23 protein-coding genes, 2 tRNA genes and 1 other RNA gene are annotated in these 24,582 nt (G+C 64.3%); 18 read left to right on the forward strand and 8 right to left on the reverse strand.

The features are described 5' to 3' along the window. Window positions 1-112: 112 nt before the first annotated feature. Complete coding sequence (locus MHY08_RS10070; protein WP_239236534.1) at window positions 113-991, reverse strand: helix-turn-helix domain-containing protein; 879 nt, start codon at window positions 989-991, stop codon at window positions 113-115. A 291-nt stretch (window positions 992-1,282) separates the two neighbouring features. On the opposite strand from MHY08_RS10070, the gene MHY08_RS10075 reads away from it, so the two are divergent. From MHY08_RS10075 to MHY08_RS10085, 3 genes are all read left to right on the forward strand, one after another. After that, window positions 1,283-1,474, forward strand: a complete 192-nt coding sequence (locus MHY08_RS10075) for a hypothetical protein (RefSeq protein WP_239236536.1) — start codon at window positions 1,283-1,285, stop codon at window positions 1,472-1,474. Window positions 1,475-1,689: 215 nt separating this feature from the next. Next, a complete protein-coding gene (locus tag MHY08_RS10080) occupies window positions 1,690-2,553 on the forward strand; it encodes a DUF418 domain-containing protein (protein WP_255710495.1) in 864 nt (287 codons plus the stop codon). A 2-nt stretch (window positions 2,554-2,555) separates the two neighbouring features. Next, a complete protein-coding gene (locus MHY08_RS10085; protein WP_239236542.1) occupies window positions 2,556-3,587 on the forward strand; it encodes a trypsin-like serine protease in 1,032 nt (343 codons plus the stop codon). On the opposite strand, the gene MHY08_RS10090 is transcribed toward MHY08_RS10085, so the two are convergent. Then, window positions 3,584-4,612 (reverse strand): prephenate dehydrogenase, encoded by a 1,029-nt coding sequence (locus MHY08_RS10090; RefSeq protein ID WP_239236544.1) that lies wholly within the window; start codon window positions 4,610-4,612, stop codon window positions 3,584-3,586. The two genes, MHY08_RS10085 and MHY08_RS10090, sit on opposite strands and share 4 nt — an antisense overlap. 39 nt (window positions 4,613-4,651) lie before the next feature. On the opposite strand from MHY08_RS10090, the gene MHY08_RS10095 reads away from it, so the two are divergent. The 6 genes from MHY08_RS10095 to tgt all read left to right on the forward strand — a co-directional run bounded on the left by MHY08_RS10095 (window position 4,652) and on the right by tgt (window position 10,096). Continuing rightward, window positions 4,652-5,131 carry a tRNA adenosine deaminase-associated protein gene (locus MHY08_RS10095; RefSeq protein ID WP_204610480.1) on the forward strand — a complete coding sequence of 160 codons (480 nt, stop codon included), beginning with the start codon at window positions 4,652-4,654 and terminating at the stop codon, window positions 5,129-5,131. Between the two features lie 25 nt (window positions 5,132-5,156). Beyond that, entirely contained in the window at window positions 5,157-5,588 is a 432-nt protein-coding gene (locus tag MHY08_RS10100) for a nucleoside deaminase (protein ID WP_204611388.1), read from the forward strand. A 51-nt stretch (window positions 5,589-5,639) separates the two neighbouring features. Further along, a complete protein-coding gene (locus MHY08_RS10105) occupies window positions 5,640-5,840 on the forward strand; it encodes a CsbD family protein (RefSeq protein WP_204610479.1) in 201 nt (66 codons plus the stop codon). 91 nt (window positions 5,841-5,931) lie between these two features. Then, window positions 5,932-6,019, forward strand: a tRNA-Ser gene (locus MHY08_RS10110). Between the two features lie 202 nt (window positions 6,020-6,221). Next, a complete protein-coding gene (locus MHY08_RS10115; RefSeq protein WP_239236547.1) occupies window positions 6,222-8,849 on the forward strand; it encodes an MMPL family transporter in 2,628 nt (875 codons plus the stop codon). A gap of 2 nt (window positions 8,850-8,851) precedes the next feature. Beyond that, window positions 8,852-10,096 (forward strand): tRNA guanosine(34) transglycosylase Tgt, encoded by a 1,245-nt coding sequence (tgt, locus tag MHY08_RS10120; RefSeq protein ID WP_239194337.1) that lies wholly within the window; start codon window positions 8,852-8,854, stop codon window positions 10,094-10,096. Here the strand turns inward: tgt and MHY08_RS10125 are convergent. Beyond that, complete coding sequence (locus MHY08_RS10125) at window positions 10,081-10,755, reverse strand: queuosine precursor transporter (RefSeq protein WP_179387271.1); 675 nt, start codon at window positions 10,753-10,755, stop codon at window positions 10,081-10,083. The two genes, tgt and MHY08_RS10125, sit on opposite strands and share 16 nt — an antisense overlap. A gap of 33 nt (window positions 10,756-10,788) precedes the next feature. Here MHY08_RS10125 and gluQRS point away from each other — a divergent pair, with 33 nt between their 5' ends. From gluQRS to MHY08_RS10140, 3 genes are read left to right on the forward strand one after another with little or no spacing between them, the layout of a single operon-like run. Next, the gene (gene gluQRS, locus MHY08_RS10130) at window positions 10,789-11,682 is read left to right on the forward strand and encodes a tRNA glutamyl-Q(34) synthetase GluQRS (protein WP_239236548.1); all 894 of its coding nucleotides are present in this window, start codon (window positions 10,789-10,791) and stop codon (window positions 11,680-11,682) included. Between the two features lie 11 nt (window positions 11,683-11,693). Continuing rightward, the gene (locus tag MHY08_RS10135; protein ID WP_239229228.1) at window positions 11,694-13,274 is read left to right on the forward strand and encodes a sodium:proton antiporter; all 1,581 of its coding nucleotides are present in this window, start codon (window positions 11,694-11,696) and stop codon (window positions 13,272-13,274) included. A gap of 10 nt (window positions 13,275-13,284) precedes the next feature. Next, on the forward strand, window positions 13,285-13,620 hold the full coding sequence (locus tag MHY08_RS10140; protein ID WP_005323168.1) for a hypothetical protein: 336 nt from the start codon (window positions 13,285-13,287) through the stop codon (window positions 13,618-13,620). Window positions 13,621-14,154: 534 nt separating this feature from the next. Here the strand turns inward: MHY08_RS10140 and MHY08_RS10145 are convergent. After that, window positions 14,155-14,243 (reverse strand) — tRNA-Ser (locus MHY08_RS10145). A 179-nt stretch (window positions 14,244-14,422) separates the two neighbouring features. On the opposite strand from MHY08_RS10145, the gene ffs reads away from it, so the two are divergent. From ffs to recR, 6 genes are all read left to right on the forward strand, one after another. Beyond that, window positions 14,423-14,521, forward strand: an RNA gene (ffs, locus tag MHY08_RS10150) — signal recognition particle sRNA small type. Window positions 14,522-14,581: 60 nt separating this feature from the next. Continuing rightward, entirely contained in the window at window positions 14,582-15,853 is a 1,272-nt protein-coding gene (locus MHY08_RS10155) for an aminotransferase class I/II-fold pyridoxal phosphate-dependent enzyme (RefSeq protein WP_239236549.1), read from the forward strand. Then, complete coding sequence (locus MHY08_RS10160; protein WP_239236550.1) at window positions 15,738-16,397, forward strand: suppressor of fused domain protein; 660 nt, start codon at window positions 15,738-15,740, stop codon at window positions 16,395-16,397. Before MHY08_RS10155 ends, MHY08_RS10160 begins: the two co-directional genes overlap by 116 nt. 18 nt (window positions 16,398-16,415) lie before the next feature. Further along, entirely contained in the window at window positions 16,416-18,800 is a 2,385-nt protein-coding gene (locus tag MHY08_RS10165) for a DNA polymerase III subunit gamma and tau (protein WP_239194349.1), read from the forward strand. A gap of 62 nt (window positions 18,801-18,862) precedes the next feature. Next, window positions 18,863-19,231 carry a YbaB/EbfC family nucleoid-associated protein gene (locus tag MHY08_RS10170; protein ID WP_005327377.1) on the forward strand — a complete coding sequence of 123 codons (369 nt, stop codon included), beginning with the start codon at window positions 18,863-18,865 and terminating at the stop codon, window positions 19,229-19,231. 72 nt (window positions 19,232-19,303) lie between these two features. Further along, complete coding sequence (recR, locus tag MHY08_RS10175; protein ID WP_005323161.1) at window positions 19,304-19,960, forward strand: recombination mediator RecR; 657 nt, start codon at window positions 19,304-19,306, stop codon at window positions 19,958-19,960. Window positions 19,961-19,983: 23 nt separating this feature from the next. Here recR and MHY08_RS10180 read toward each other — a convergent pair whose 3' ends face one another. The 4 genes from MHY08_RS10180 to MHY08_RS10195 all read right to left on the reverse strand — a co-directional run bounded on the left by MHY08_RS10180 (window position 19,984) and on the right by MHY08_RS10195 (window position 24,569). After that, window positions 19,984-21,087, reverse strand: coding sequence for an HNH endonuclease signature motif containing protein (locus tag MHY08_RS10180; RefSeq protein WP_239236551.1), 1,104 nt, complete (start codon window positions 21,085-21,087; stop codon window positions 19,984-19,986). 109 nt (window positions 21,088-21,196) lie between these two features. After that, complete coding sequence (locus tag MHY08_RS10185; RefSeq protein ID WP_179387277.1) at window positions 21,197-21,970, reverse strand: type 1 glutamine amidotransferase; 774 nt, start codon at window positions 21,968-21,970, stop codon at window positions 21,197-21,199. Then, the gene (locus MHY08_RS10190) at window positions 21,963-23,240 is read right to left on the reverse strand and encodes a MurT ligase domain-containing protein (RefSeq protein ID WP_150851661.1); all 1,278 of its coding nucleotides are present in this window, start codon (window positions 23,238-23,240) and stop codon (window positions 21,963-21,965) included. Before MHY08_RS10190 ends, MHY08_RS10185 begins: the two co-directional genes overlap by 8 nt. A gap of 27 nt (window positions 23,241-23,267) precedes the next feature. After that, on the reverse strand, window positions 23,268-24,569 hold the full coding sequence (locus tag MHY08_RS10195) for a DNA polymerase III subunit epsilon (protein WP_370658799.1): 1,302 nt from the start codon (window positions 24,567-24,569) through the stop codon (window positions 23,268-23,270). Window positions 24,570-24,582: the final 13 nt, after the last annotated feature.

Below are 24,582 nucleotides of genomic sequence, written 5' to 3' on the forward strand. Positions count from 1 at the left end.
TAAACGAGTCTCAAGAACAGCCGGCAGACTCATGGAAGGAGCCCGAGTATCCGGCTGGAAACAAGCCATCAACCAAATGGCCGTGGCCTACCCCGACCGCTTCGACAAATACCTATAAACCAACCCCCACACACAAACAACTTGACACGCTCTCAACAAATCGCTTGCGGGCGCTGCGCGTGCCACGAGGTCGACGTTGGGCGTGACCGCGACGTAGTGCAGCAGCGATTTCCTTTTTCAACTCGCCTTTAGCCTGGAAATACAGAGATTGATAAATAGTTTCAGGACACACGTACATAGTCTCATCACCGGGGTAGCAACTGCGCAACCGCCCAGAAATCTGCTCTGGCGAGTACCTGTCTTTTACCATTTCCCAAACCACCTCACGCAAGCGTGGATTGGCATCAATCTTGCGCTTTTTCGGTCTAAACCTACGCAACACCGATTTACGGTGCGCATGCGTGGGAAGATATACCCCAAACTCATCCCGGTTGCGTTTAAGTTCCTTGCTGATAGTTCCAGCAGAGCGCTGAAGACGCCGAGCTATCTCACGTACACCTTTGCCTTGCCGGTCAAGATCAAAGATGAGCTCGCGCTCTTCTACCGATAGATAACGCGAGGAAATACGCTTATCGATACGCTGTTGTGGAATAACCTGGACTGGAACTGCTTGGCGACCATCAACGTACTCGAGTACCTGCATAAGCCTGTTATACAGCGCCACATCCGGGCCATCCGGGACAAAAGGCACACGCCCGGTGGAAAGCTTAATGACGCCTTTGTCTATATCAGCAGCATTACGCGGATGAATGCCACAGGCTAAAGCGGCATCTTTGCGTCCTAAAGCATTTACACGCAGTTGCAGATAACTACACCGGCGAGTTGTTGCCGCAGCTTTGCGGCCGTACGGATTGCGTTTCCACAAACCAAGCTCAATACCGATTCGATATACCGGAGTAGAGCCTATAGAAAGCTGGCGCGCAATATCCATTGGTGCCACACCTTCAAGCCACAGGCGAGCTATTGCCTGACTGTCAGCCGAGCTAATACGCCTGCGGCGCTTGCGCGGCAAGTCCAACTCACCAGCAAGCCGATAAGCCACCGACCGCGGTAAACCAACCACCCCAGCAGCCGCCCGTATTGAACTACCAGCCCGAACCAACGACGCAAACCGCGCCACAACAACAGAATCCGGAACCCATTTCGACTCCACACAATCACCCAACCCATGTCAGGTGTTTCCACGACCGCTAGAAATCAAGCCTCACCTAAGTTCCGCTCTATGAAGTCTTCCTCGCTTGTTCCTGGCCTCATTGCCGGCGCCATCCTTGGCTTAATACTGTGGCTGGGCTCTGGCATGTTCTGGCTCTTTTTGGTCGGCTTGGCCATCGGCATCGCCGCAGCCCCGCTTCTAAAGCTGGCCGCCGATCCTTCTCGTTCGCGCAAGCGCCGCGATAGTTCCTTCCGTGACTAGTTCTGCACAAGTCTCATGCAATCCACTTATAAAATGCAGGACACGTATAAAAATTTTGCAGCAACCTTCCAGACAGACTTAGTAGAAAAAGAAAGTCTTTATTAACAAGGGGAGCGTGGCGACGCGTTTCCCTCCGTCTTGAAGGAGAACGCTAGGTGTTAGCACCCTCGCGCATTGTAGGGCTCGATATAGCCCGCTCACTTGCGATTATCGGCATGATAGTTCTGCATATGGCCTCCTTGGTGTGGCATACCAAGGTCATTTTAAATGGCTTGCCCGCCGCACTATTCGCCGTTCTGGCCGGCGTCACGTTGATGATTATCGCCCGCGATTTTACGGTGACGACGTTTCTGCGCATCATCGCCCGCGGCTGCATAATTACGCTTATCGGCCTCGCCCTGCTGCCCGTGGGCGGCGAGATTCAAATCGTCCTCGTGGTCATCGGCATCACGATGATCCTGGTGTCCTGGGTCCCGCCGCTGCGCTGGTGGTGGAAGCCCCTGCTCCTCGCCGCCGCCACCGCTGCCGCGACCATAAAATATGCGCCGCTGACCCTTCCGCAGGTCTATCCACTGCTGGCCTATTGCGCCTATTTCCTCGCTGGCATGCTGCTCTATGAGGTCTATATCCGCAGCTCCCGCGCCGCTGCCCAGTGGGTGTCCACCGCCATCGCGGCCGCCGTTGCGGCTGCCGGTTTTTACTTCCGCTTTAACCCGGATATGCCTGGTTGGCTGCGCTTTACCGGCCACACCGGCGTGCTAGGAGAGATTGTCCTATCCATCGCCGTCGCCGCCATCGTCCTGCACCTATGCCTGCTTATCGGTTGGACGGTGCCTAAGTTGGCGTATCCCTTTGCTGCGCTGGGCGCGATGTCGCTAAGCATCTACATCCTGCATGTGCTCACCGCTTACTACTGGCAGAGCCACGTTTCCCTCCACAACACCGGGTGGGCCTGCGCGTTTATCGCCCTCTTCCTCGTCCTCGCGAGCCTATGGCGCCGCCTGATAGGGAAGGGGCCGGCCGAATGGGCCGTCGCTAAGACCATCGCCATCGCCGTTCCTGCCGGAAAGAAGGACTAATCATGCAGCACAAAATCTTCCCCGCCCTCCTTACCGCCGGCATCGTGGCATTAACCGCCGCCCCTGCCAGCGCCCTCGAGCGCGGCGAGCCGGCCCAAGACTCGGCCGAGTCTCGCACCGTGGCGCAATTGAAAATCGGGCGCGTGGGCAGCTTCGGCGATTGCACCGGCACCCTCGTGGCCGCCCAGTGGGTCCTTACCGCGCGCCACTGCCTCGAGTCCGTCAACAACGAGGGCACGCAGGCCCGCATCAACGGAACCACCTACGACGCTGATTCGTGGGCGCTGTCCCCACTTTCCGACGCCGCCCTTCTCCACCTCACCGTCCCTGTCACCGATACAAAACCCGCAGAGATTTCCACCCAAGTTCCTGAACCAGGTAAACGCGGCACCCTCTACGGTTGGAGCAGCAGTTCGTCCATGGCGCGCCGCGGCCAGCTGCCGCAGGCGGAGATGGAAGTGGCTGAGCTCCTCGGCGCCGGCCCTGCTGGCCCCGCTAGCTCCACCGAACCAGGCGCCGCAGACGCCGCCGAGGATGCCGCTGGCGGAGAAAGCGTTCCCGCGGCTGAGGCCATGCCGGGGCTCAGTGCACCAGAGGGGACAGAAAGCGTACCGGCCGGCGAAGCGATGCCGGGTGGGGCGCCAGATGGCCCGATGCCACTGATGGAAAGCGCCATTCTCGACGTACACTCCACCGGCCGGGCCGGCATGCAGGGCGGCGACTCCGGCGGGCCTTTCTTCGTAGACGGAAAGCTTGCCGGTTTGGCCACCGCGGGCACGGCGAATGGGGATCCAGATCTGCCCTCGCCAAGCGCGGCAATCACTACGCTGGCCGGCACCAAGGACTGGATAGAAGGTGTGGTGAGCGGCCGCGATAAGGAAGCGATTCTCACCGCGGAAACCACTCCCGAACCGCCGAAAACCCCGCAGACTAGCGGCGACCGCGCTTGGCTTTATGCCGGAATAGCAGCGCTAGGTCTTATTGCCGCCGCAGTAGTATCCCGCATTCCCGGCCTACGGGGCCGCAAGCGTTAGAAAATCTCGATGCGCCCGCCCAGGGATTCGGTTTGGCGCAGCTGTGCCACCCACTTCGGGCCGCCTGGGTGTAGGCGCAGCACCGGGCGGGAAGAAATCTTGACTGGGGAGACCGATTCCTTGCGCGCGCCGGAACGGGCATCGATGCGGGTGCGGGCGCGATAGCCGGCGTCGGAAAGCTCAGCGATGGAAGGCTCGGGGGAGTCGAGCTTCTCGCGGGCGTCGCGAAGCAGGTCCATGGCTTCGTCCAATGCTTCCACCAACGCCGGCGCATTGGTCTCGCACATCTGCTGCACCAGCTCCGGGTGCGTGCCAGCCACGCGGGTAGCGTCCTTGAAAGAACCGGCAGACAGGGACTGCGCCAGGATTCCGCCGTTATCGCCCACGACGGCGAGGATCTCGGCAAAGACGTGCGGCAGGTGGGAAATGCGTGCCACCGCGGCATCGTGATTAGCCACGCGGATAGGAATCGCCTCTGCGTGCACCATCTGGGTCATGCGCACGACCTCGGTGAAGGTCTCAATCCACTGCTTCGGAATCTTTTCCCCGCGCGCCTCACACTCGGCGGCGTAGTCATAGGTAATGCCCCACGCCGCGCGGCGGAACAGGTCCTTCTGCGAGTTATCCCAACCGGACTTGGACGTGCCTGCCATCGGGTGGCCGCCCACGTAGCGCGCCTCCATTCCGCGCTCCAGTACCTGTTGGCGTACGGCTGTCTTAACGGAAACGACGTCCGTAATACCGCAGCTCGGTGCGTGCTCCTGAATGGCGTCGAGCACCCCGCCCACCGCGCCCATGGGCACGGCTATGACAATGAGCGCGTTCTCCGTCTCCGCGCGGGTCAAAATCGCCGGAAGATCATCGGTGACGTCAAAACCCTGCTTTACTGCAGTGCGGGCGCCAGAAGTGGAGTGGTTGTATCCAAAAACGGGGTGATTATATCCGGCGAGATCGCGCAGCAAAGAGCCGCCGATGAGGCCGAGGCCGATAATGCAGATGGGGCGTTGAACATCTTGAGAACTCACGATGACAATTGTGGCACAACACGACTAATCTCACGAGGTATGAGCAACGAAAATTACTCCTTCGCAGTAACCGTCGCCCGCAACGCGGGCCAATGGCTGGTGCGCAGCTTCAACGATGATTTTGAGGATCCGCAGACCTCCATCAATGCGGTGCGCAGCCTGCGTTCTGAGGGCGCTGCGTTCGCGCTGTTGTGCGTGGAGGACGCCTATTTTATTGCCGTGCGCCCAGTGCCAGGCGGGGTAAAGATGCTCATTTCTGATGCCACCTATGGCGTGGACGATGACTTCGCCGCCGATTTCATGGATATCAACGATCATGAAATCCCGGATGTGGACCCCGAAGAGGCCGATCCTTATGGCGAGGGCGATTTCGATATCTTCGCCGACCTTGGCCTATCCGAGGACCAGGTGGGCTACATCATCGACAATGACGATGACTGGCCTTCCGATATGTTGCTGCGCATCGCCGGCGAGCTCGGCTTTGGCGATGAGTTGGAAGACGTCATTGATAACGCCTGAGCCCTTGCTGCGCGCTGAGGCTCGGATGCGCCGCGCCCTCGACGTCGCCAAGCGTACGCCGGCCGGCGACGTCCCCGTGGGTGCGGTGCTTTACGACGCCGCCGGAACCGAACTTGCCACCGGCGTCAACCGCCGCGAAGAGCTGGCGGACCCCACCGCCCACGCCGAGGTCGAGGCCATTCGCCAGGCCGTCCGCGTGCACGGCGATGGCTGGCGGCTTTCTGGCTGCGAACTCGTTGTCACCCTGGAACCTTGCGCCATGTGTGCCGGTGCGTTGCAGGCCGCGCGGGTGTCTTCCGTCGTCTTCGGCGCCTTTGAGCCCAAGACGGGCGCGTGCGGCTCGCTTATCGATGTCCTGCGTGCCCCCACCGCCCCCTTTACCCCGCAGGTCCGCGGCGGCGTCCTCGAAGGTGAATGCGCTGGGTTGCTCCGAAACTTCTTCGACGGCCTGCGCTAAACGCGCGTACACTGGGCGTTATACAACAACCGTCTACTCAAAGGAGTGATTATGGGCGATTTGGAAAACAAGAAGGATGGCCTCGTAGGCAAGGCAAAGGAAGCCTACGGCGACGCTACCGGCAACGAGGACGTAGCTAACGAGGGCAAGGCCGACCAGGTCACCTCCGAGGCTAAGGACAAGCTGTCTGACGCCGCTGAAGGCGTTAAGGACAAGGCCAACGAGGTTATCGGCGGCCTGAAGGACGACTAATCCTCGTTCCTCGTTTCCACATCTCGCTGCGCTGGCACCCCGCCGGCGCAGCGATTTTGTCGCTCGGGCCCACTCCCGTAATCTGGAACGCGGTGGCGTGTCCGAGCGGCCGAAGGTGATCGCCTCGAAAGCGATTGTTGGGTAACCCCCAACCGCGGGTTCAAATCCCGCCGCCACCGCACCGGGATCCCGGCCTGTTTGCGCAGGTCGGGATTTTCTTTTGCCCAATTTTCCGGGAGGCGCGGGGAATCCGGCTGGCTGGCCGCCAGCTGTGAAAACTGGGACGCAGGTGGCTTCGCGATAGGGGATTAGAGGGGATGGCCACTACACTAGGGCAAAGTTCAACCCGTCCCCCACGCGAATGCAAAGGTACATCTACCCGTGGCTAAACTGCTTTATCGTCTTGGGCGCTGGTCTTTCCTCCATAAGTGGAAGGTCATCGTGGCATGGCTGCTGCTGCTCGCCGCCGTCGGCGGTGCCGCCGCCTTGCTGATGAAACCGATGACGAGCGAGTTCTCCATCAAGGGAACCCCGTCCATCGACGCCACCTACAAGACCATGGACCTCTTCCCAGAGGGCGGCAACCCTGCCAACTCGCCCTCGGTCAACGTGGTCTTCAAGGCCCCAGACGGCCAGAAGCTTTCTGATCCCGCCAACCGCGAGGCTATCGACGCCACCATCTCCTATCTCGAGGACAACCTGGAGATGGGCGATACCACGCGCTTTGGCAACCCGCTCGAGGTCTCTCCTCGCCTGCAGGACCAGGTCATCCACCAGTTCACGGATATGGGGCTACCGGAAGCATCCGCCCGCGCGGACGCAGATAACCTCGCCATGGTCAATGATGACGAGACCATTGCCTACACCACCTTCAATTTCGACGCCGAGTCGCCCTATAGCGTGGAGCAGGCCGACAAAGACACCGTTACCGACGCAATGAACATCGCCCGCGACCGCGGCCTCACGGTAGAGGGCAATGGTGCCGGCTTCGGCGATGAAATCGCGGTCAATTCCACCTCTGAGATCATCGGCCTCGGCGTTGCCTTTATCGTGCTCATCTTTACCTTCGGCTCCCTGGTGGCCTCGGGTATGCCTTTGGTGTCCGCCGTCATCGGCGTGGGACTAGGCGCGCTGGGCATGTTCATTGCCACCCACTGGATTGAACTCAATAATATGACCCCGGTCCTGGCCATCATGATTGGCCTTGCCGTGGGCATTGACTACGCGCTGTTTATCCTGTCGCGCTACCGCGCCGAGCGCCGCCGCATGGACGGGCCCGATGCCGCAGGCATGGCGGTGGGAACCGCCGGCTCCTCCGTGGTCTTTGCCGGCGCGACGGTCTTTACCGCGCTCTTCGCGCTCCTCATTGCACGCATTGGCTTCCTGACAGCCATGGGCTTGGCCGCCGCCGGCACCGTCGCCATCGCCGTATTGGTCTCGCTGACGCTCATTCCCGCGATGCTTGGCCTGCTGGGCGATAAGGCCTTCAATGGCCGCATCCCCGGCGTGGCCGGCAACCCGACCCGCAAGGGCAAGCGCCGCCGCGGTCCCACCATGGGCAACCGCTGGGTGCGCCTGGTTCAGAAGGTCCCCGGCCTGGCCATGGCGTTGGTTGTGCTCTCCCTGGGCGCGATGACCGCGCCGGTGCTCCACATGGAGCTCGCCCTTCCGGCCGATACCACCTCCAATCCCGATACCACCCAGCGCAAGGCCGCCGACATCATGTCCGAGGGCTTCGGCCCCGGCGTCAACGGCCCCTTCCTCGCCGTGGTCGATGCCCACACGGTCAACGCGGATGCCGGCGCCCTCGCCCCGCTTGTCGACGCCCAATCCCAGCCCGAACCAGCCCCCGCCCCCGAGGACACTGCACCAGACGCGGAGGCCGCGCCCGAGGGCGCTGCACCAGAGGACGGTGCGCCGCAGGACGTTGCGCCGGAGGACGCAGCCCCTGAGCAGCCGCAGCCGGAGCAAGACCAGCCCGCGGCCGAGGCCGAGCCGGAAATCGCCCCGGCCGCCGAGGTAGTAGACACCTCCGCAGACGCTGCGGACAATTCCTCGCCAGAGGATAAGGCCGCGCTCGCGTCCTTCCTGTACACCGCGGACCAGCTCAAGGGGCTGGGCGGCGTGAAGCACGCGCAGATCGTCGGCCTGAGCCAGGACCAGCGCGCCGCGCAGATCATGGTCACCCCAGACACCGCGCCGACGGATGCCGCGACGGTCAACGTTGCGCACGCGCTGCGCTCGGCCACCAGCGAGATTGAAGACGCCACCGGTACCGACATCGGCTTGACCGGCCTGACCGCCGTGCAGCTCGATATCACCGAGCGCCTCGAGGAAGCCATGGCGCCGTACCTGGCCATCGTCGTAGGCCTGGCCATCGTGCTACTGCTGTTGGTCTTCCGCTCCATCCTGGTGCCGCTGGTTGCGGGCCTGGGCTTCTTGCTGTCCGTCGGCGGCGCCTTCGGCCTGACCGTTCTGGTCTGGCAGGAAGGCCTGTGGAACCTGGTTCCCGCGCCGGGCCCGCTGATTTCCTTCATGCCCATCTTCCTCATCGGCGTGACCTTCGGCCTCGCGATGGACTACCAGGTCTTCCTGGTCACCCGCATGCGCGAGCACATCTCGCGCCACCCGGAGGGCACCGGAGGGCGATATAACGCCGTCGACGAGGCCACCATCACCGGCTTTACCCAAGGCGCCCGCGTGGTGACGGCCGCGGCCATCATTATGATTTCGGTCTTCGTGGCCTTTATTAACCAGCCGCTGCCCTTCATCCAGATCTTCGGCTTTGCCTTGGCCGCCGGCGTGCTTTTCGACGCCTTCTTTATCCGCATGACCCTCGTCCCCGCCACCATGTTCCTCATGGGCCGCGCGACGTGGTGGATGCCAAAGTGGTTGGAGAAGATTCTGCCCACCCTGGATATCGAAGGCACCGCCCTGGAAGAAGAATGGGAAGCTAAACACGCTACCCCTAGCCCTACCCCTAGCCCTGCACACAAGGAAGAAGAGTAAAGATGGACTTGAGCTTCGACGTCGGCAAGCGCCTGCCTGAAGGCCCCGGCAAGCACGGCCGCAGCGGTGTCATCCACACCCCGCACGGTGATATTAAGACCCCGGCCTTCATCCCGGTGGCCACCAAAGCCACGGTCAAGACGCTGACCCCGGAACAAATTCGCTCTACCGGTGCGCAGGCCATCTTGTCGAATGCGTATCACCTCTACCTGCAGCCGGGCCACGACATCGTGGACGAGGCCGGCGGCGTGGCCAAGTTTGAAAACTGGCACGGCCCGACCTACACCGATTCCGGCGGATTCCAGGTCATGTCCCTGGGCGTGGGGTTCAAAAAGGTCCTTGCGATGGATATTGCGGATCTCAGCGATAAGGACATCCGCGCTGCCAAAAAGGAACGCATGGCGCAGGTGGACGAGGATGGCGTGGATTTTAAATCCGTCATCGACGGCTCCAAGCACCGCTTTACCCCCGAGAAGTCCATGCAGATCCAGCACGGGCTGGGCGCAGACATCATGTTTGCCTTCGACGAGCTGACCACGCTGGTTGATACGCGCACCTACCAGGAAGAATCTGTCGCGCGCACGCACCGCTGGGCCAAGCGCTGCCTGGACGAGCACGACCGCCTCACCCGCGAGCGCGCCCACCGCCCGAAGCAGTCGCTGTGGGGCGTTGTTCAAGGCGCGCAGTACGAGGATCTGCGCCGCCAAGCCACCCGCGGCCTGCTCGACCTCGACCGCGCCGCCCGCGAGGACGGCAAGCGCGGCTTCGGCGGCTTCGGCATCGGCGGCGCGCTGGAAAAGGAAAACCTGGGCACCATCGTCGGCTGGGTCTGCGATGAGCTACCCGAGGACAAGCCGCGCCACCTGCTCGGCATCTCCGAGCCGGACGATATCTTCACCGCCGTCGAGGCCGGCGCCGATACCTTTGACTGCGTGGCGCCCACCCGCCTGGCGCGCCGCGGCGGCGTCTACACCCTTGACGGCCGCATGAACCTTACCAATGCGCGCTTCAAGCGGGATTTTGCCGGCGTCGACGAGGAATTCGGCGGCTACGTATCCGAGAATTACTCCCGGGCCTACCTGCACCACCTGCTCAAGGCAAAGGAATTCCTCGCCGGCACGCTGTGCACCATCCACAACGTGGAGTTCATGATCCGCCTGGTGGATAATATCCGCGCCGCCATCGACGGCGGCTACTACGAGGCCTACCGCGATGAATTCCTCGGCCGCTATTACGCCGGCAAATAGTCCTCGCGCTTCTTCACCCACTTAATGACCGCGGCCGTCACCGGCAGCATGACGGCCTCCATCAGGGTCTTCCATACGAAGCCCACGATGACGTAATTGATGAACCCGCCCACGGTGTCTACGCCGATAACCGGCGCGGCGATGGCGCAAAAGAGTAGCGTATCGCCGAACTCGCCCACCACGGTGGAGGCGATAAGGCGCGCGAAGAGGCCCTTTTCGCCGGACCGCTTCTTCATGGCGGTCAGCGTCCAGGCGTTGAGGAGCTGGCCCACTAGGTAGCCGGCCAGCGAGGCGGCCAGGATCTGCGGCATCAGGCCGAGCGTGGCGGCGAAGGCCTCCTGGCCCTCGTAGAAATCAGCCGCCGGCAGCCAGATGGCGATATAGAAACACACGGCCGCCAGAATTGCCATCGCGAAGCCGATATAGACCGCGCGCCGGGTGGACTTGAAGCCATAGCACTCGGAGAGCACATCGCCGACGATATAGGCTAGCGGGAAGAGGAAGAAGGCGCCGTCGGTAACCAGCGGGCCGAGCTGGACGCCCTTGGTGGCGTTGATATTAGAAATCAGGAAGGTCACCACAAACACGGTGACCAGCCAGGGGTAGAGGGTGGAGCGGACGGGAATGAAGCGCACCTCAGCGCCGTTCGATTTTTCCATGCCCGCCATTGTGCCAGCCCGTAGACTGTGGGCATGAATTCCGCGACCACCGGCGCCGGCCGCTACGCGCCAAGCCCCTCTGGCGATCTGCACTTTGGCAACCTCCGCACGGCGCTTCTGGCGTGGCTTTTCGCCCGGTCCACGGGCAGGCGCTTTGTGGTGCGCGTGGAGGACATCGATAAGCAGCGCTCTTCCCCGGAGTCGGCCGAGCGCCAGCTCGCGGATCTGCGCGCGCTCGGGCTGGACTGGGACGGCGAGGTCATCTACCAGCACGATCGCGACGCCGCCTATGAGCAGGCCCTGGCCCAGCTGCCCACTTACGAGTGCTATTGCTCCCGCAAGGATATCCGTGAGGCCTCCCGCGCCCCGCACGCCATTCCCGGCCAGTACCCGGGCACCTGCCGCAACCTCACCGAAGACCAGCGCGCGGCCAAGCGCGCCGAGCTTGCGGCCCAGAATCGCCAGCCTGCTCTTCGCCTGCTTGCCGACGCCCCCACATTCACCATCCACGACGCCCTCCACGGCACCTATACGGGCGACGTCGATGACTTCATCCTGCGCCGCGGCGGCCAAGACACCGGCTGGGCCTATAACTTGGCTGTCGTCGTCGACGATGCCTATCAAGGCATCGACCAAGTGGTCCGCGGCGATGATCTGCTCTCCTCCGCGCCGCGCCAGGCCTACCTCGCCTCGCTGCTCGGCATCGAACCGCCGGAGTATATCCACGTCCCGCTCGTGCTCAATGCATCCGGCGAGCGTTTGGCCAAGCGCGATGGGGCGGTGACCATGCGGGAGATGGGGGAGGAGGGGGACGTCGTCAAGCAGCTGGCGGCCTCGCTGGGGTACGAAGCTCACAGTGCCGCGGAGCTGCTCGCGCAATTCGCGCCCGATCGACTCAGCCCTGAGCCTTATATCTGGCGCGGGTAAAATCTGAGCCCATGGAAGTTCTTCTGGTGCTCATTGGGCTCATGCTGCTGACCGTGTTCGTCGTCGCCATCGGTGACAAGATTGGGCTGCCGTGGCCGGCGTTGCTGACGATTATTACCGCCTGCGCCGTCTTTGTGCCCGGCCTGCCCCAGTTCGAGCCGCCCACCGAGCTCATCCTGCCCATTTTCCTGCCGCCGCTGCTGTGGGCGCTGGCCCGGCGCACCTCGTGGGGTGTTATCCGCGAGCAATGGGTGACCATCTTGAGCCTGTCCGTGTTGCTGGTGGTCGCCACCACGCTGGCCGTTGGCTTCACGGCCTACGCCTTCCTGCCCGGCATCAGCCTGGCCGCGGCCATCCTCATCGGTGCGGCCATCGCCCCGCCGGACCCCGTCGCCGTTGACGCCGTGGCCGAGCCCGCCGGCATCCCGCGCCGCATCATTACCACCTTGCAGACTGAGGGCTTGTTTAACGACGCCGCCTCCATCGTCGCCTTCAACCTTGCGCTGACGGCCGTGACCCAAGGCGATGAGCTTTCCTTCGGCGGCGGCGTGCTCAACTTCTTCTACTCCGCATTCGTCGCGGGCGGCCTCGGCTGGGGCGTCGGCCGGCTGGTGGCGCTGTTTATTACCCACGTCCACGACGTCACCGCGCGCAACGCACTGACCTGGGTGACGCCGTTTGCGGTCTACCTCATCTCGGAGGAACTCGGCGCCTCCGGCGTTATCGCCGTGGTCATTGCGGCCGTGGAGCTTAATTCCCGTGCCGATATCCAGGCCGAAGACCGCCTGTCCGGCCAGTCCTTCTGGGAGACCATCGAGCTGCTCTTTACCGGCGTGGCCTTTGGACTCATTGGCCTGACGGTCAATACCGCTATCGGGGAGGTGGGCTCGGACCTATGGCACTCCGTGGTGGTGGGCGTCATCTTGTCCCTTGTGGCCTTCGTCGTTCGCTTGGTGTGGATGTACATCTATTACCGCATCAACGTCTCCCGCGGCCGCCCGCGCGTGGCGCCGCTGCGCCTGCAGGAGGTGCTGCTGATGACGTGGTCCGGCATGCGCGGCCTCGTCACCTTGGCACTGGTTTTGTCCATCCCAGCCGGCGTGTTCAGCTTCCACCACGAACTGGCGGTCATTGCGCTGACCGTTCTCCTGGTCACGATGGTGGTACCCGGCCTGCTGCTGCCGTGGCTGATGGAGCGCCTCGACCTCACGGAGGCCTCCCAGATTGCCAGCGATAAAATGCGCGCCGCCGTGGTGAGCCGCGCGCGTGCGGCCAGCATCGAGGCCCTGTCACACTTCCGGCCGGACGGCCACATTACTGCCGACGCCGAAAAGGTCGACCCCGAAATTTCCGCCAACGTGATTCAGTGGTTCGAGGACCGGCTGGGCGATGGCGAGGATGTTTCCGATGATTCCCGCAAGCAGCGCGCCTGGCAGGCCCGCCACGTGGCTCTGGAGGCCCGCCGGACCGCTTTGGCGGCGGCGCAGGAGGAGCTGCTACGCATGCGCGGCGATCGGGCTTATAACCCGGCCATTGTGGACGAGGTGCTCGAGGAGATTGACCGCATGGTTCTAGGCGCCAAGCGCCACTAGGCTGGGCGGCATGGATCCCTTCGATTATGCGCAGCTTGAGGACGCGCTGGATTACCTCTACGACTTCCTCGACCAGGACCTAGCGGACCGCGTGCGCGCCGAGCGCGAATATGTCCCGGCCGGGTTGGAGGGCCTGCTTGCCGACGACTCCCTCGACGACTACGTCTGGCTCTGGATCAAGGACCCAGGCCCGAATGGCTTCCGGCAATACCTGCGCGATGGGGGCTATTCCGAGGCCGAGGTCTCCCAGGCTTTCCTCTGGGCGCGCACCGAGTGGGGGATGAATACGCCGCCGCACGTCGCGTGGCTGAAGGCGGATGGCTATGAGCCACCGGTCATCGATTAGCGGCCAGCGCGGCCGCGCGCCCGTATACAACAAAAATCCCGGCTCCATGCTGTGTAGCAGGAGCCGGGATTTCCTGTGGCGGAGGATGTGGTGTCTGAGTTCATGACATATTTGACAGTCTGTGCCTGAGGGAACCGTCGTGATGCTTGACAGATCAGCCGCGACATATTTGACGCTTAGGGCTACCTTACCGTGTCGGGTGATGCTTGACTGGTGAGTCGGGACATGTTTGACACTATGAATAGTCCTAACCGCAATATGGCCATCGTCAAAGCTGTACGCCAATCCGGTGGCGTCGAAATAGAGCGCGGCCATTCAGGGCCTAAGGCACCTTCTAGAGCCCAAGAGGGAAAGGGCTCCGCCCGTCAGGCGTAGGTGTTCTTACGGCGTCTTGGTACTGCTGCTTGGAACGATGCGCCCTGGCACTGCCCGCCTGATCGAAGAAACCGGCACCCCAGAACAAAAAGCAACTGGAATGCCGGTTTGTTAACGATGTCGCGACTCATCTGTCAAACATGTCGCGACTCATGACAATGGCGGAGGATGTGGGATTTGAACCCACGAGGGGCGTGAACCCCGCACGCGTTCCAGGCGTGTGACATAGGCCGCTAGTCGAATCCTCCGAGAAGAAACATTAGCAGCCGTGGCAATTATTTTACCAATCGCCAGGTCAGCGGCCATTTTCAGCGATCTAAAGTGGTTTTGTGTCGGATGGTCCTTGGGTCGCGCGCCTGCGGGCGGTGGCGGCCCGTGCGGCCGGAGGCTCATTTGGCTAAACCGGCGCGCGGGCGTTAGAGTATGAGGCAGGATTCCGCGTGGCGTCCATCCTCTGAACTCCCCCAGGGCAGGAATGCAGCAAGGGTCAGGAGGCTCTGGCGGGTGCGCGGGGTCCCCTTTTTGTATGGCGTGCGTTACTATTGGGGGCTAAAAGTCGCCCTATACATGGAAGGTAGACATACGCATGTCGCTTCTTACTTTGGAATCGTCCGAACTCGCGGAGCTCGCCGCCCAAGTCCGTAAGGACTACGAGGACCTTAAGGCTAAGGGCCTGAAATTGGACCTGACCCGCGGAAAGCCGGCCAAGGCACAGCTGGACCTCTCCAATGATTTGCTGGCGCTGCCCGGCCCGGGCCATTACACCGATGCGGCCGGAAACGACCTGCGTAACTACGGCAACCAAAAGGGCATCAAAGAACTGCGCGATATCTGGGGCAAGCTGACCAACATGGACCCAGAGCTGCTCGTGGCCGCAGACTCGTCCTCGCTGAACATCATGTTCGACCTGATCTCTTGGGCGTTTCTCTTCGGCACCAATGATTCCGCGAAGCCGTGGAGCAAGGAAGAAAAGCTCAAGTGGATTTGCCCGGTGCCGGGCTACGACCGTCACTTTGCCATCACGGAGCAGTTCGGCTTCGAGCTGGTTACAGTGCCAATGGAGGAGGACGGGCCGGATGTAGAGGCCGTCGAAAAGCTGGTAGCGGATCCGGCAGTCAAGGGCATGTGGGTAGTGCCGATGTTCGCTAACCCCACCGGCGCCGTGATTTCTGAAGACAAGGCCCGCCGCCTCGCCCGCATGGAGGCCGGCGCGCCGGATTTCCGCATCGTGTGGGATAACGCCTACGCGGTGCACACCCTGACCGAGGACTTCCCGGAAATCCTGCCGATTCTGGATATCGCTGCGGAGGAAGGCCACCCGAACCGCTTCTGGGCTATGTCTTCGACCTCGAAGATCACCTTCGCGGGCGCGGGCGTGGGCTTCTTCGGCACCTCGGAGGACAACCTCGAGTGGTACCTGGAGCACGCGGGCATCCGCGGCATCGGCCCCAATAAGATTAACCAGCTGGCGCACCACGAGTTCTTCGGCTCTGCCGAGGGCGTGCGCGCGGTGATGCGCCGCCACGCAGCGCTGATTAAGCCCAAGTTCGATGCCGTGCTGCGCATCCTAGAAAAGCGCCTTGGCGAGTATGAGGTGGCGCAGTGGACCAACCCGAAGGGCGGCTACTTCATCTCCCTCGACGTCGTCGACGGCACCGCCAACCGCGTCTGGGAGCTGGCGCGCGATGCCGGCATCCTGCTCACCCAGGCCGGATCCGCCTACCCTTATGGCCAGGACGACAATGACCGCAATATCCGCCTCGCCCCAACCCTGCCGCCGCAGGAAGAGGTCGAGGCCGCGATGGACGGCGTCGCCACCTGCGTCCTGCTCGCCGCCGTGGAGAAGCTGGGGGCCTAAAATCAACGCCGACGAGTCTGCCCTGTGGCTGAGCGAGCTTATCCCGGCGCCGCTGGAGTTCCGCTACGTCGATAAGCGCCGGCTGGGCCTTGCCTCGCTTGCCGACGCCCAATCGCTCGCCCTCACCACCACCTTCAACACCACCGACACCGGCCTTCAAAACCAGGACGACGGCACCGATGTGCGCTGCGAGCTGCTCACGGTGGCGCGCACCGGGCAGCCCGAGGTGGCCGCCGCCATCAACGCCGCGGCTGACACCTTTGAAAAGGCCGGCGGCCTGCTGCCGGCGCAGCCGGGCGTGATGCTGCCGTCCATCCTCGATGTCCCTGACGTCACCGTGCACCACGGCCTGTTCATCGCGCCGTACCTGTGGGGCGGGCAGACCCCGCAGTTTCGGGAGGAGGGCCGCCTGACCCTCATCTTGCAGCTAGTCATGCTGACGGATTCGGAATATGCGTTTGGGGTAGAAGAGGGCGTCGGCAAGCTGCAGGAGGCGGTGGCCGAGCAGGGCATTGACCTGCTGGACTGGTCGCGCGAGGGTTAGCCGGTAAACTGGCTAACCGTGGCTTTATACCGGAAATATCGTCCAGCAACGTTCGCGGAGGTCGTGGGCCAAGAGCAGGTCACCACGCCGCTATCCGCCGCCCTTGATGCAGGGCGCATCAACCACGCCTACCTCTTTTCCGGCCCGCGCGGCTGCGGCAAGACCTCCTCGGCGCGGATTATGGCCCGCTCGCTCAACTGCGAGCACGGGCCGACCTCGACGCCGTGTGGCAAGTGCGATTCCTGCGTCTCCCTCGCCCCCGGCGGTCCCGGCAACCTGGACGTGACGGAGCTCGACGCCGCCTCGCACAACGGCGTGGAGGACATGCGCGAGCTGCGCGACCGCGCCTACTACGCGCCGGCCGAATCGCGCTACCGCATCTTCATTATTGACGAGGCGCATATGATTTCGCCCTCCGGTGCGAACGCGCTGCTCAAGGTGGTGGAGGAGCCGCCCGAGCACGTCATTTTCATCTTCGCGACCACGGAGCCGGAGAAAATCATCGGCACCATTCGCTCGCGTACCCACCACTATCCCTTCCGCCTGCTGACCCCGCCGGCCATGAAGGGCCTGCTGCAGCGCACCGTTGCGGCTGAGGGCGTACAGGTCGAGGACGCCGTGTACCCCATGGTCATTGAGGCGGGCGGCGGTTCCCCGCGCGATACTTTGTCTCTGCTGGACCAGCTGCTAGCCGGCGCCGGGCCCGATGGCCTGACCTATGACCTTGCCCGGCCGCTGTTGGGCGTCACCGATGTCTCGCTGCTTGACGACGCCATCGAAACCCTCGCCAACCAAGACAAACCCGGCCTCTTCGCGATGGTCGACCACGTCATCGAGGCCGGCCACGATCCGCGCCGCTTCGCCGTCGATTTGCTCGACCGTTTGCGCGATTTGATGATTCTGCAGGCCGTGCCCGGCGCCATCGAGGCCGGCCTCGTCTCCGCGCCCACCGACCGCGCCTCCGTGCTCACCGCCCAGGCGCAGCGCTTTTCCGGCCCGCAGCTGACTTACCTGGCCTCCACGGTCAACGACCGCATCAGCGACCTCACCGGTGCGACTTCACCGCGCCTGCTGCTGGAAATCATGTGCGCGCATCTGCTTATCGGGTCCACCGGCCCCGCTGCTGCCGCGCCGGCACCCGCAGCGGCTCCCGCCCCCGCCCCCGCTGCCAATGCTGCCGCGGTCTCGCCCGCGCCGGCTGGCCCTGCGACCCCGGGCGGTGCTCCCGCGGCCAACTCTGCCGTCGCCAGTGCTCAAGACCCCCAGTCCGCCGCTGCTGCCATCATCGCTCGCCGCCGCGCCAAGTCCCAGGAGCAGCAGGCTTCTGCCCCGTCTTCTGCTCCAACCTCAGCACCGGCCGCTCAGCCGCAGCCGCAGCCGCAGGCCCCGTCCCAACCGGAATCGCAACCGAAGGCGCAACCCGAGCAGCCGGCGGCCGCCGAGGCGCAACGCACGCAGAAGCCTCAGAACCAAGAGTCGCAGCCGCAACCGCAACAGCAAGAGGCTGGAGACCCGTGGCAGCGTGAGCGGCAAATCCCGCAAGCGGACGTGCCCGAGCAGCAATCGGCGCAGCCGGCGCAGCCAGCACAGAGCGAGGCACCGCACTCAAGGCCGGCCCAGGAGGAGCAGCGCGAGCCACTGGAGAAGCCCGTGCCGGCCCGTGCAGAGGAATCTGTCCAGGAAACCAAGCCGGAATCTGGGGCGGAGTCTGGCGCAGAGAAGGCGTCGGAAATGGCGCAGCCGCAAGCGGCGGAGGAGCCGGCGGGTGACTTCGCAGAGGCCGTGAGGGAGAAATGGGTGGCGTTGAGGGGGAGCGTCGGAAAGCGGAATAAGGTGGCCGAAATCATGCTGGCTGAAGCCCGCGTGCTTGGCTTCCGCGATGGCACCCTGACGCTGGGGCACACCACCGGCGCGCTGGCCGAGCGCATCAACGCGCCCGCCAATAACGCCGTCATCGTGGAGGTGCTCAAGGAGGAGTTCCAGCGCGATGTGGCCGTGACCTGTGTGGTGGGCACCGACCCGAAGACCGCCGGTTTCGATGCCCCGCGGCCGCCGCAGCGCAAGGAAGCGTGGACGCCGAATCAGCCGGCGCGCGAGCCGGCCGACGACCAGGAGGCGGAGAGTAAACCGGAAAGCGTCCCCGGGTGGCGCTCACGCATCGCACGGGCGACGCAGGCTGCCAAGCAACGCGATGAATCGCAGTTTAGTAACGGCGTGCCGCTGCCGCCCGAGCCTGAGCCGGACTTTGCCGCTCCGCCCGAGGAGCCGCCGGCCTACACCCGCGACGACGAAGAGCGCGACATGATGGAGGCCGCGCAGTCGACCGGCGAGATGGATCATCGCAGCGCTACCGAGGTAGCTATGGAGCTGCTGGAGCGCGAGCTGGGCGCCCGGCGTGCCTAATCGGCAAGCAGGGTACACTCGGGCGGTAGCGAAATTTACAGTTGAATTAGAAAGGAAACGACATGGCTGACCAAGACCCAATGCAGCAGGCAAATGACATGAACGACCTCATCGCGCAGGCCGCGCAGGTGCAGGCAGACCTGCAGAAGGCGCAGGAAGAAATCCTCGCCACCAACGTCGAGGGCCAGGCAGGCAACGGCCTGGTTAAGGTGACCATGACCGGCGGCGCCGAGCTCGTGGACCTGCAGATCGATAAGTCCGTCGTGGACCCAGAGGACGTCGACACCCTGCAGGACCTGGTCATGGGCGCGTTCAAGGAGGCCCACGCTGCGGCCGGCCGCCTGGCACAGGAGAAGATCGGCCCGCTGTCCCAGGGCATGGGAGGCCAGGGTGGCCCGTCTTTTGAGGATGTCTTCGGCGGCAACCAGTAGTCCGCGCGATACGATAAAAGGCCGTTGCCCCGCGTTGGGGCCGCGGCCTTTTGCTGATTTTGGGAGTAATTGATGTTTGAAGGACCTCTGCAAGACCTCATCGACGAGTTTTCGCGCCTGCCGGGCATCGGCCCGAAGTCGGCGCAGCGCATCGCGTTTCACGTTTTGCACATGGAGCCCGAGGACATCGAGCGGCTGCAGAACGCGCTGGGCGCGGTGCGCGACGGCGTGACCTTCTGCCGCATCTGCTGCAATATTTCCCGCGAGGATGTCTGCCGCATCTGCATTAATTCGCAGCGCGACGCCTCGACCATATGCGTGGTGGAAGAGCCGAAGGATATCCAGGTCATCGAGCGCACCGGAGAGTATGAGGGCCGCTACCACGTCTTGGGTGGCGCGCTGGATCCGCTAGCGAATGTGGGCCCGCGCGATTTGAATATTTCCACGCTGCTGCAGCGCCTGGGTGGTGTGCTGCCCGACCGCGAGCTGGCGGATTCCACCCCTGAAGCCCCGCTTTACGACGCCACCCCCACCATCCACGAAGTCATCCTCGCCACCGACCCCAATACGGAGGGCGAGGCCACCGCCGCATACCTGGTGCGGTTGCTGCGCGACTTCCCTGATTTGAAGATCACCAGATTGGCCTCCGGCATGCCGCTCGGAGGCGATCTGGAGTTCGTGGACGAACTCACCTTGTCCCGCGCGCTTTCTGGCCGCCTGACCATTTAACGCGGGGAATCCGCAAGCGCGGGCTAGGGGACGGCGGCCGTGGGCCCGGTTCGCGCGCGGCCGGTGAATACCGGCGGGCCGTGCGCTCTGCTGGCCACCCCGCTCTCCGCGTTGCTGTGTATACCGCTGTGGCCGCTATGCATGCTGCTATGCGGGCTGCTAGGCGAAGCGTTGTGCCGGCTGGCGGGCGGAAGCCAGGCGATTCGGCCGTTGACGCGGGCCATGCGGCCGCGGCCCGGCAGCCCGTTGATGGAGTTGTGATACGGGCACAGCAGCGTCATGTTTTCGGGGTGGGTGAGGCCGCCGCGGGAGTATTCGAGGAGGTGGTGGGCTTGGCATTCGGAGGCGGGGCGTCGGCAAGCGGGCCAGGCGCAGCGGGCGCCTTCAGCCTCGAGCATGCGGCGCTGCTTCGCGGAGGCCTGCCGGGTGCGGTAGAGGTTGACCGGGCCGCGTTCGGGGTGGATGAGCGTGAAAAGGCCGGCGCCGGCTAGGGTGCGGCGGACGAGTTCGGCGCCGGTGATGGTCGCGCCGTTGGTCATGGCGAGGCGGATGTCGTCGCCGTCGCCGGCCAGGATTTTCAGGTAATCCGGCAGCTCGATGATGACATTGGTGGTCACGGTCGCGGGCGCGGCGGCGCGGGAACCGGTGAGCCAGGCCAGCGGGTCGGATTTGGCGGCGGCCCAGATATCGGCCATCTGCGCGGCGGGGCCGGTGAAACTCAGGGTAGTTTTCTCGCCGTGCATGATGCGGCGGCCGCCGTCTTCGCGCTCGGGCGGCGGGTTGATTTCGCGCAGCAGCCGGGTCGCCGCGCGCGAGACTTGCGCGGTGGTGCCGGCAGTGGCGCATAGCTTCTCGCGGAATTGCCAGCGCTTGGTGGGGTCAGAAATGCCGCGCGAGCGGCGGGCGATGAGCGCGAGGGTCTCCAGGCTGTGTTGGTTGCGGCGCGCGGCGGCCAGGGCGCGGGATTGGTAGCGCGAGTGGCTGGTGGGCGAGAGGAAGGCCGCGGCGGTGCGGCGCACGGTGCGCGCTTGGTCCGCGGGCAGGGGCAGGCTGGAGGCGGCGTGGGCCTCTTCGAGAAGTTCCACGCCGCGCTTAGCGATGTCGCCCAGCTGCTCCAATAACGTCATGCCCCGCAGCCTATGGGCGGGGGCAAGCCGCTACAAGGGGAAGCGGCCGAGCCTGTGGATAACTCGGGGGTTTCGCGGCCGCCGGGCGAAGTTATCCACAGGTTTGAGCCTATCTTTGGGAGCGCGGGGGCTCGGAGGCGTTGAAACGTTCGACGCGCAGGCGGTCGACGGCCGGAATCTCAATCGGCTCGAGGTCCGCGAGGGCCACGCCCATGGCCTGGGCGAGGAGGAGATCCGCCAGCTGCGGGTTTCGGGCCAGCGCCGGGCCGTGCATATAGGTGGCGATGACGCTGCCTTGGACGGCGCCTTCGTAGGTGCGCTGGGCGGAGCCGTCGCTGAGATCGGCGGTGGCGGCTTGGTCGGCATTGCCATTGCCGCGGGTGAGCGTGCCGAGCGGCTGCGCGGAGGGGCCGAGGATGGTGGCGCCTAGGTGGTTTTCAAAACCGGTCAGCGGCTCGGTGAGGTCCGCGGTGACACCGGCGCGGGTGGGCTCGGAGGCTACCTCGCCGATGGCGCGGTCCTGCATGCCAGCCGTGGTGGCGTCGAGTAGCCCGACGCCGTCGACGATGCGGCCGGAGGCGCGGAAGGATTCGCCGAGGACTTGCAGGCCGGCGCAAATGGCGAAGATGGGGCGGCCGGCGTTAGCGGCGCGGGTAAGGCCGCCATCGGAAATCAGGTGGTCCGCAGCCAGGATCTGCGCGGTATCTTCGCCGCCGCCGAGGGTGTAGATATCCAGCGTCTCGGGCACGGGCTCGCCCAAGCGGATGGGGTGAATCTCCGCCTCGAAGCCGCGCATGCGGGCGCGCTGGCGCAGGACGAGGGCGTTGCCGTCGTCGCCGTAGGTACCGAGGACGTCGGGAAGCACTAGGCCGATATTAAGCATTGGTGGCCTCCTTGGAAAGCGCCTTCTTCAAATCGCGGAAGGCGGTGTAGTTGGCGAGGACCTCGATGCGGCCCTCCGGGCAGGCGGCGAGCGCGTCCATTGGGTCCGGGATGAGCTCGTGGGAGATATCGGCGTAGACCAGGCGCACGGCCAGGTCGGTGCCGCGCTCGCCGGCGGCCTTGACGCTTAAGCCATTGAAGCCTTCGAATTTCACGTCCCAGAGCCAGGACATGTCGATGCCATCGGCCACCTGGCCGTTGGTGGCGATGACCAGGCCATCGGCGCTGCGATCCACCATGGATAGCGCTTCCTGCCAGCCGGCCGGGTTCTTGGCCAGCAGCAGGCGAATTTCGCGGCCCTTCCAGTGGATGGTGGAGTAGCGGCCGGCGACATCGTCGATGCCCTCGGCGGCCGCAATGGCCTTATCGAGGTCCACGCCGAAGCCCTGCACGGCCGCGGCGATGGCCTGGGCGGCGTTGCCGCGGTTCGCGCGGCCGGGCAGCGCCAGGTTCAGCGGGCGCTTGGCGGTGGGGGTGATAATGCCCCGCTTATCGACGCCCCAGGTAGGCTGCGGCCGGCGGAATTCGCGGCCGTCGGCAAGCGGCTTAACGGCGTACCAGTCATCCTCGGTGCGCACGACGTGCCCGCCGGTGCGGGGGCAGGTGACGGAATCGCCGAGCCAGCCGGCGCCGGCCGAGACCCAGATGACATTCTTGGCGTCATAGGCCACGGAGGTCATGAGCACGTCGTCGCAATTGGCGATGACGAGCATGTCTGGGTGAGCCTCCACGGCGCCGCGCAGGGCGCGCTCAATCTTGTTGATTTCGCCCACGCGGTCCAGCTGGTCGCGGGTGAGGTTGAGCAGGACTAGGGCCTGCGGGTTGAGGTTATCGGCTACGTGGGGCACGTGGAGCTCGTCCACCTCGAGGACCAGGTGCGAGGCGTCTTTGCCGGCCATGAGCGCGGAGATGATGCCGGCGTCCATGTTGTCGCCGCCGTCGTTGGTGGCTACGGTGTGCTCGGCGCGGACCGCGGCGGCCAACATGCGGGTGGTGGTGGACTTGCCGTTGGTGCCGGTAACCAGCACGGCTGGGCGCCCACCACCCAGGTTGGTCATGATGGAAGGGTCAATGGCATTGGCGATTAGACCACCGATCATGCCGCCGGCGCCACGGCCGGTGGCGCGGGAAGCGGTGGTGGCCAGCTTCGCGGCGGTAGTGGCGGTGGTGGTGCGCAACTTCTTCAACGCACCCGGGACTCTAAAACTCATGTCCCCTAGGGTAGTCGGGCGGGCGGCCTAGTCGTTCTTTTTCCCCGCCGAGCCGCCAGAATTTCGTCGGCCCCTGCCGCGACCTCCGCGGCCGCCGCGGCGCCGGCGCCGCTTGTTGTTCTTGCCGCCGCCTTTTTTGTTGCTCTGAGACGAGCGGTGGGCCCGCGGCGCTGGTTTAGCGGATTCGGGTTCGGGCTCGGCGTCTTCGATGCGCGTGAGGGCGTCAAGAAACGCGGCGTCCGACATCAGCGGGATGCCCTTGCGGTGGGCGTGCATGGGTTTGCCCACCAAGTCCGTGGTGACATTGCAGACCACCAGCGAGGATTCGCGGGTAAGCTTCTCGGAATAGTTGAGCTCTTCGCGCATGAGCGCGGCGATGATGGTGTCTGGGTCCTCGAGGATTTCCGGTGCGACCACGATTTCCATGCCGCGGCGCAGCTCCTTACCTGGCTCGTATTTGCCGGGGTTGTGGTGCTGGACGGGGGCCTCGGCGGCGTCGACGCGCACGTGGGAGCGTTGCAGGCCGAAGCGATCGGCGCGCACGTCATCCGGCGCATAGCTGCGCACCGTGCCGCCTTCTTGCTGGCGGTAGAGCGCGATGAGCAGCCCGGTTTGCTCGCGGGAGGTTTCTGGCTCGGGCCGGCCGGCGCGCTCCACCGAGGCTTTCGGCGTGGCGTCCAGGCCGCTCTGCTTGGCGACGCCCCCCAACCGCACATCATTCGACCGCACCTGCTGCGCATAGGAGGTGGCCAAGGTATCGATAATGCGCACCGGCGTGGGGACGTGTCCGACCTTTTGGCGGCGCCGGCGGCCCTTGTTGCGGCCGCGGTTGCGCGCCCGGTTTTGGCGCGCGGCGGCCATCATGGCGCGGCGGGCCTCGGCAACGATAAATCCCCAGGTATAGGGGAGATCGTGGACGATGAGCGTGCGGCCGTCGATAAGCTTGTCCAGCGATTTAAGGATCTTGCCAAAAGCTGGTGCCTGCTCAATATCGGTGGTGCTCAGCCCGTGGAGGTGGCGCGGTCCGGCGTCGATATCGGGCTTGAGGACGGCGTGGAAGAGCTGGCCGTGTTCGCCGGCGTCGTTGAAAGCAACGGCGTCGATAGTCACGATGCGCCCGGTGCTGGGGTGGATGCCGGTGGTCTGTAGGGTCAGCGCCACGTAGGGGTAGTCGGCCGCATCGGTGGATGATTCGGCCTGCTGCGGCTGCTGCGGCTTCTTGTTAGCTGCCTCCGGCGCGGCAGGTCGCTCGTGATGGGCTGGTGGGTGCGGCTTCGGCTTCGGTTTTGGCTTGGGTTTTGCGGCGTCTGGTTCGCCGGACGGTCGCACCGCGCGGCGCGGC

It is taken from the genome of Corynebacterium sp. ACRPJ (assembly GCF_022347345.1).
Taxonomy (GTDB): Bacteria; Actinomycetota; Actinomycetes; order Mycobacteriales; family Mycobacteriaceae; genus Corynebacterium; species Corynebacterium tuberculostearicum_D.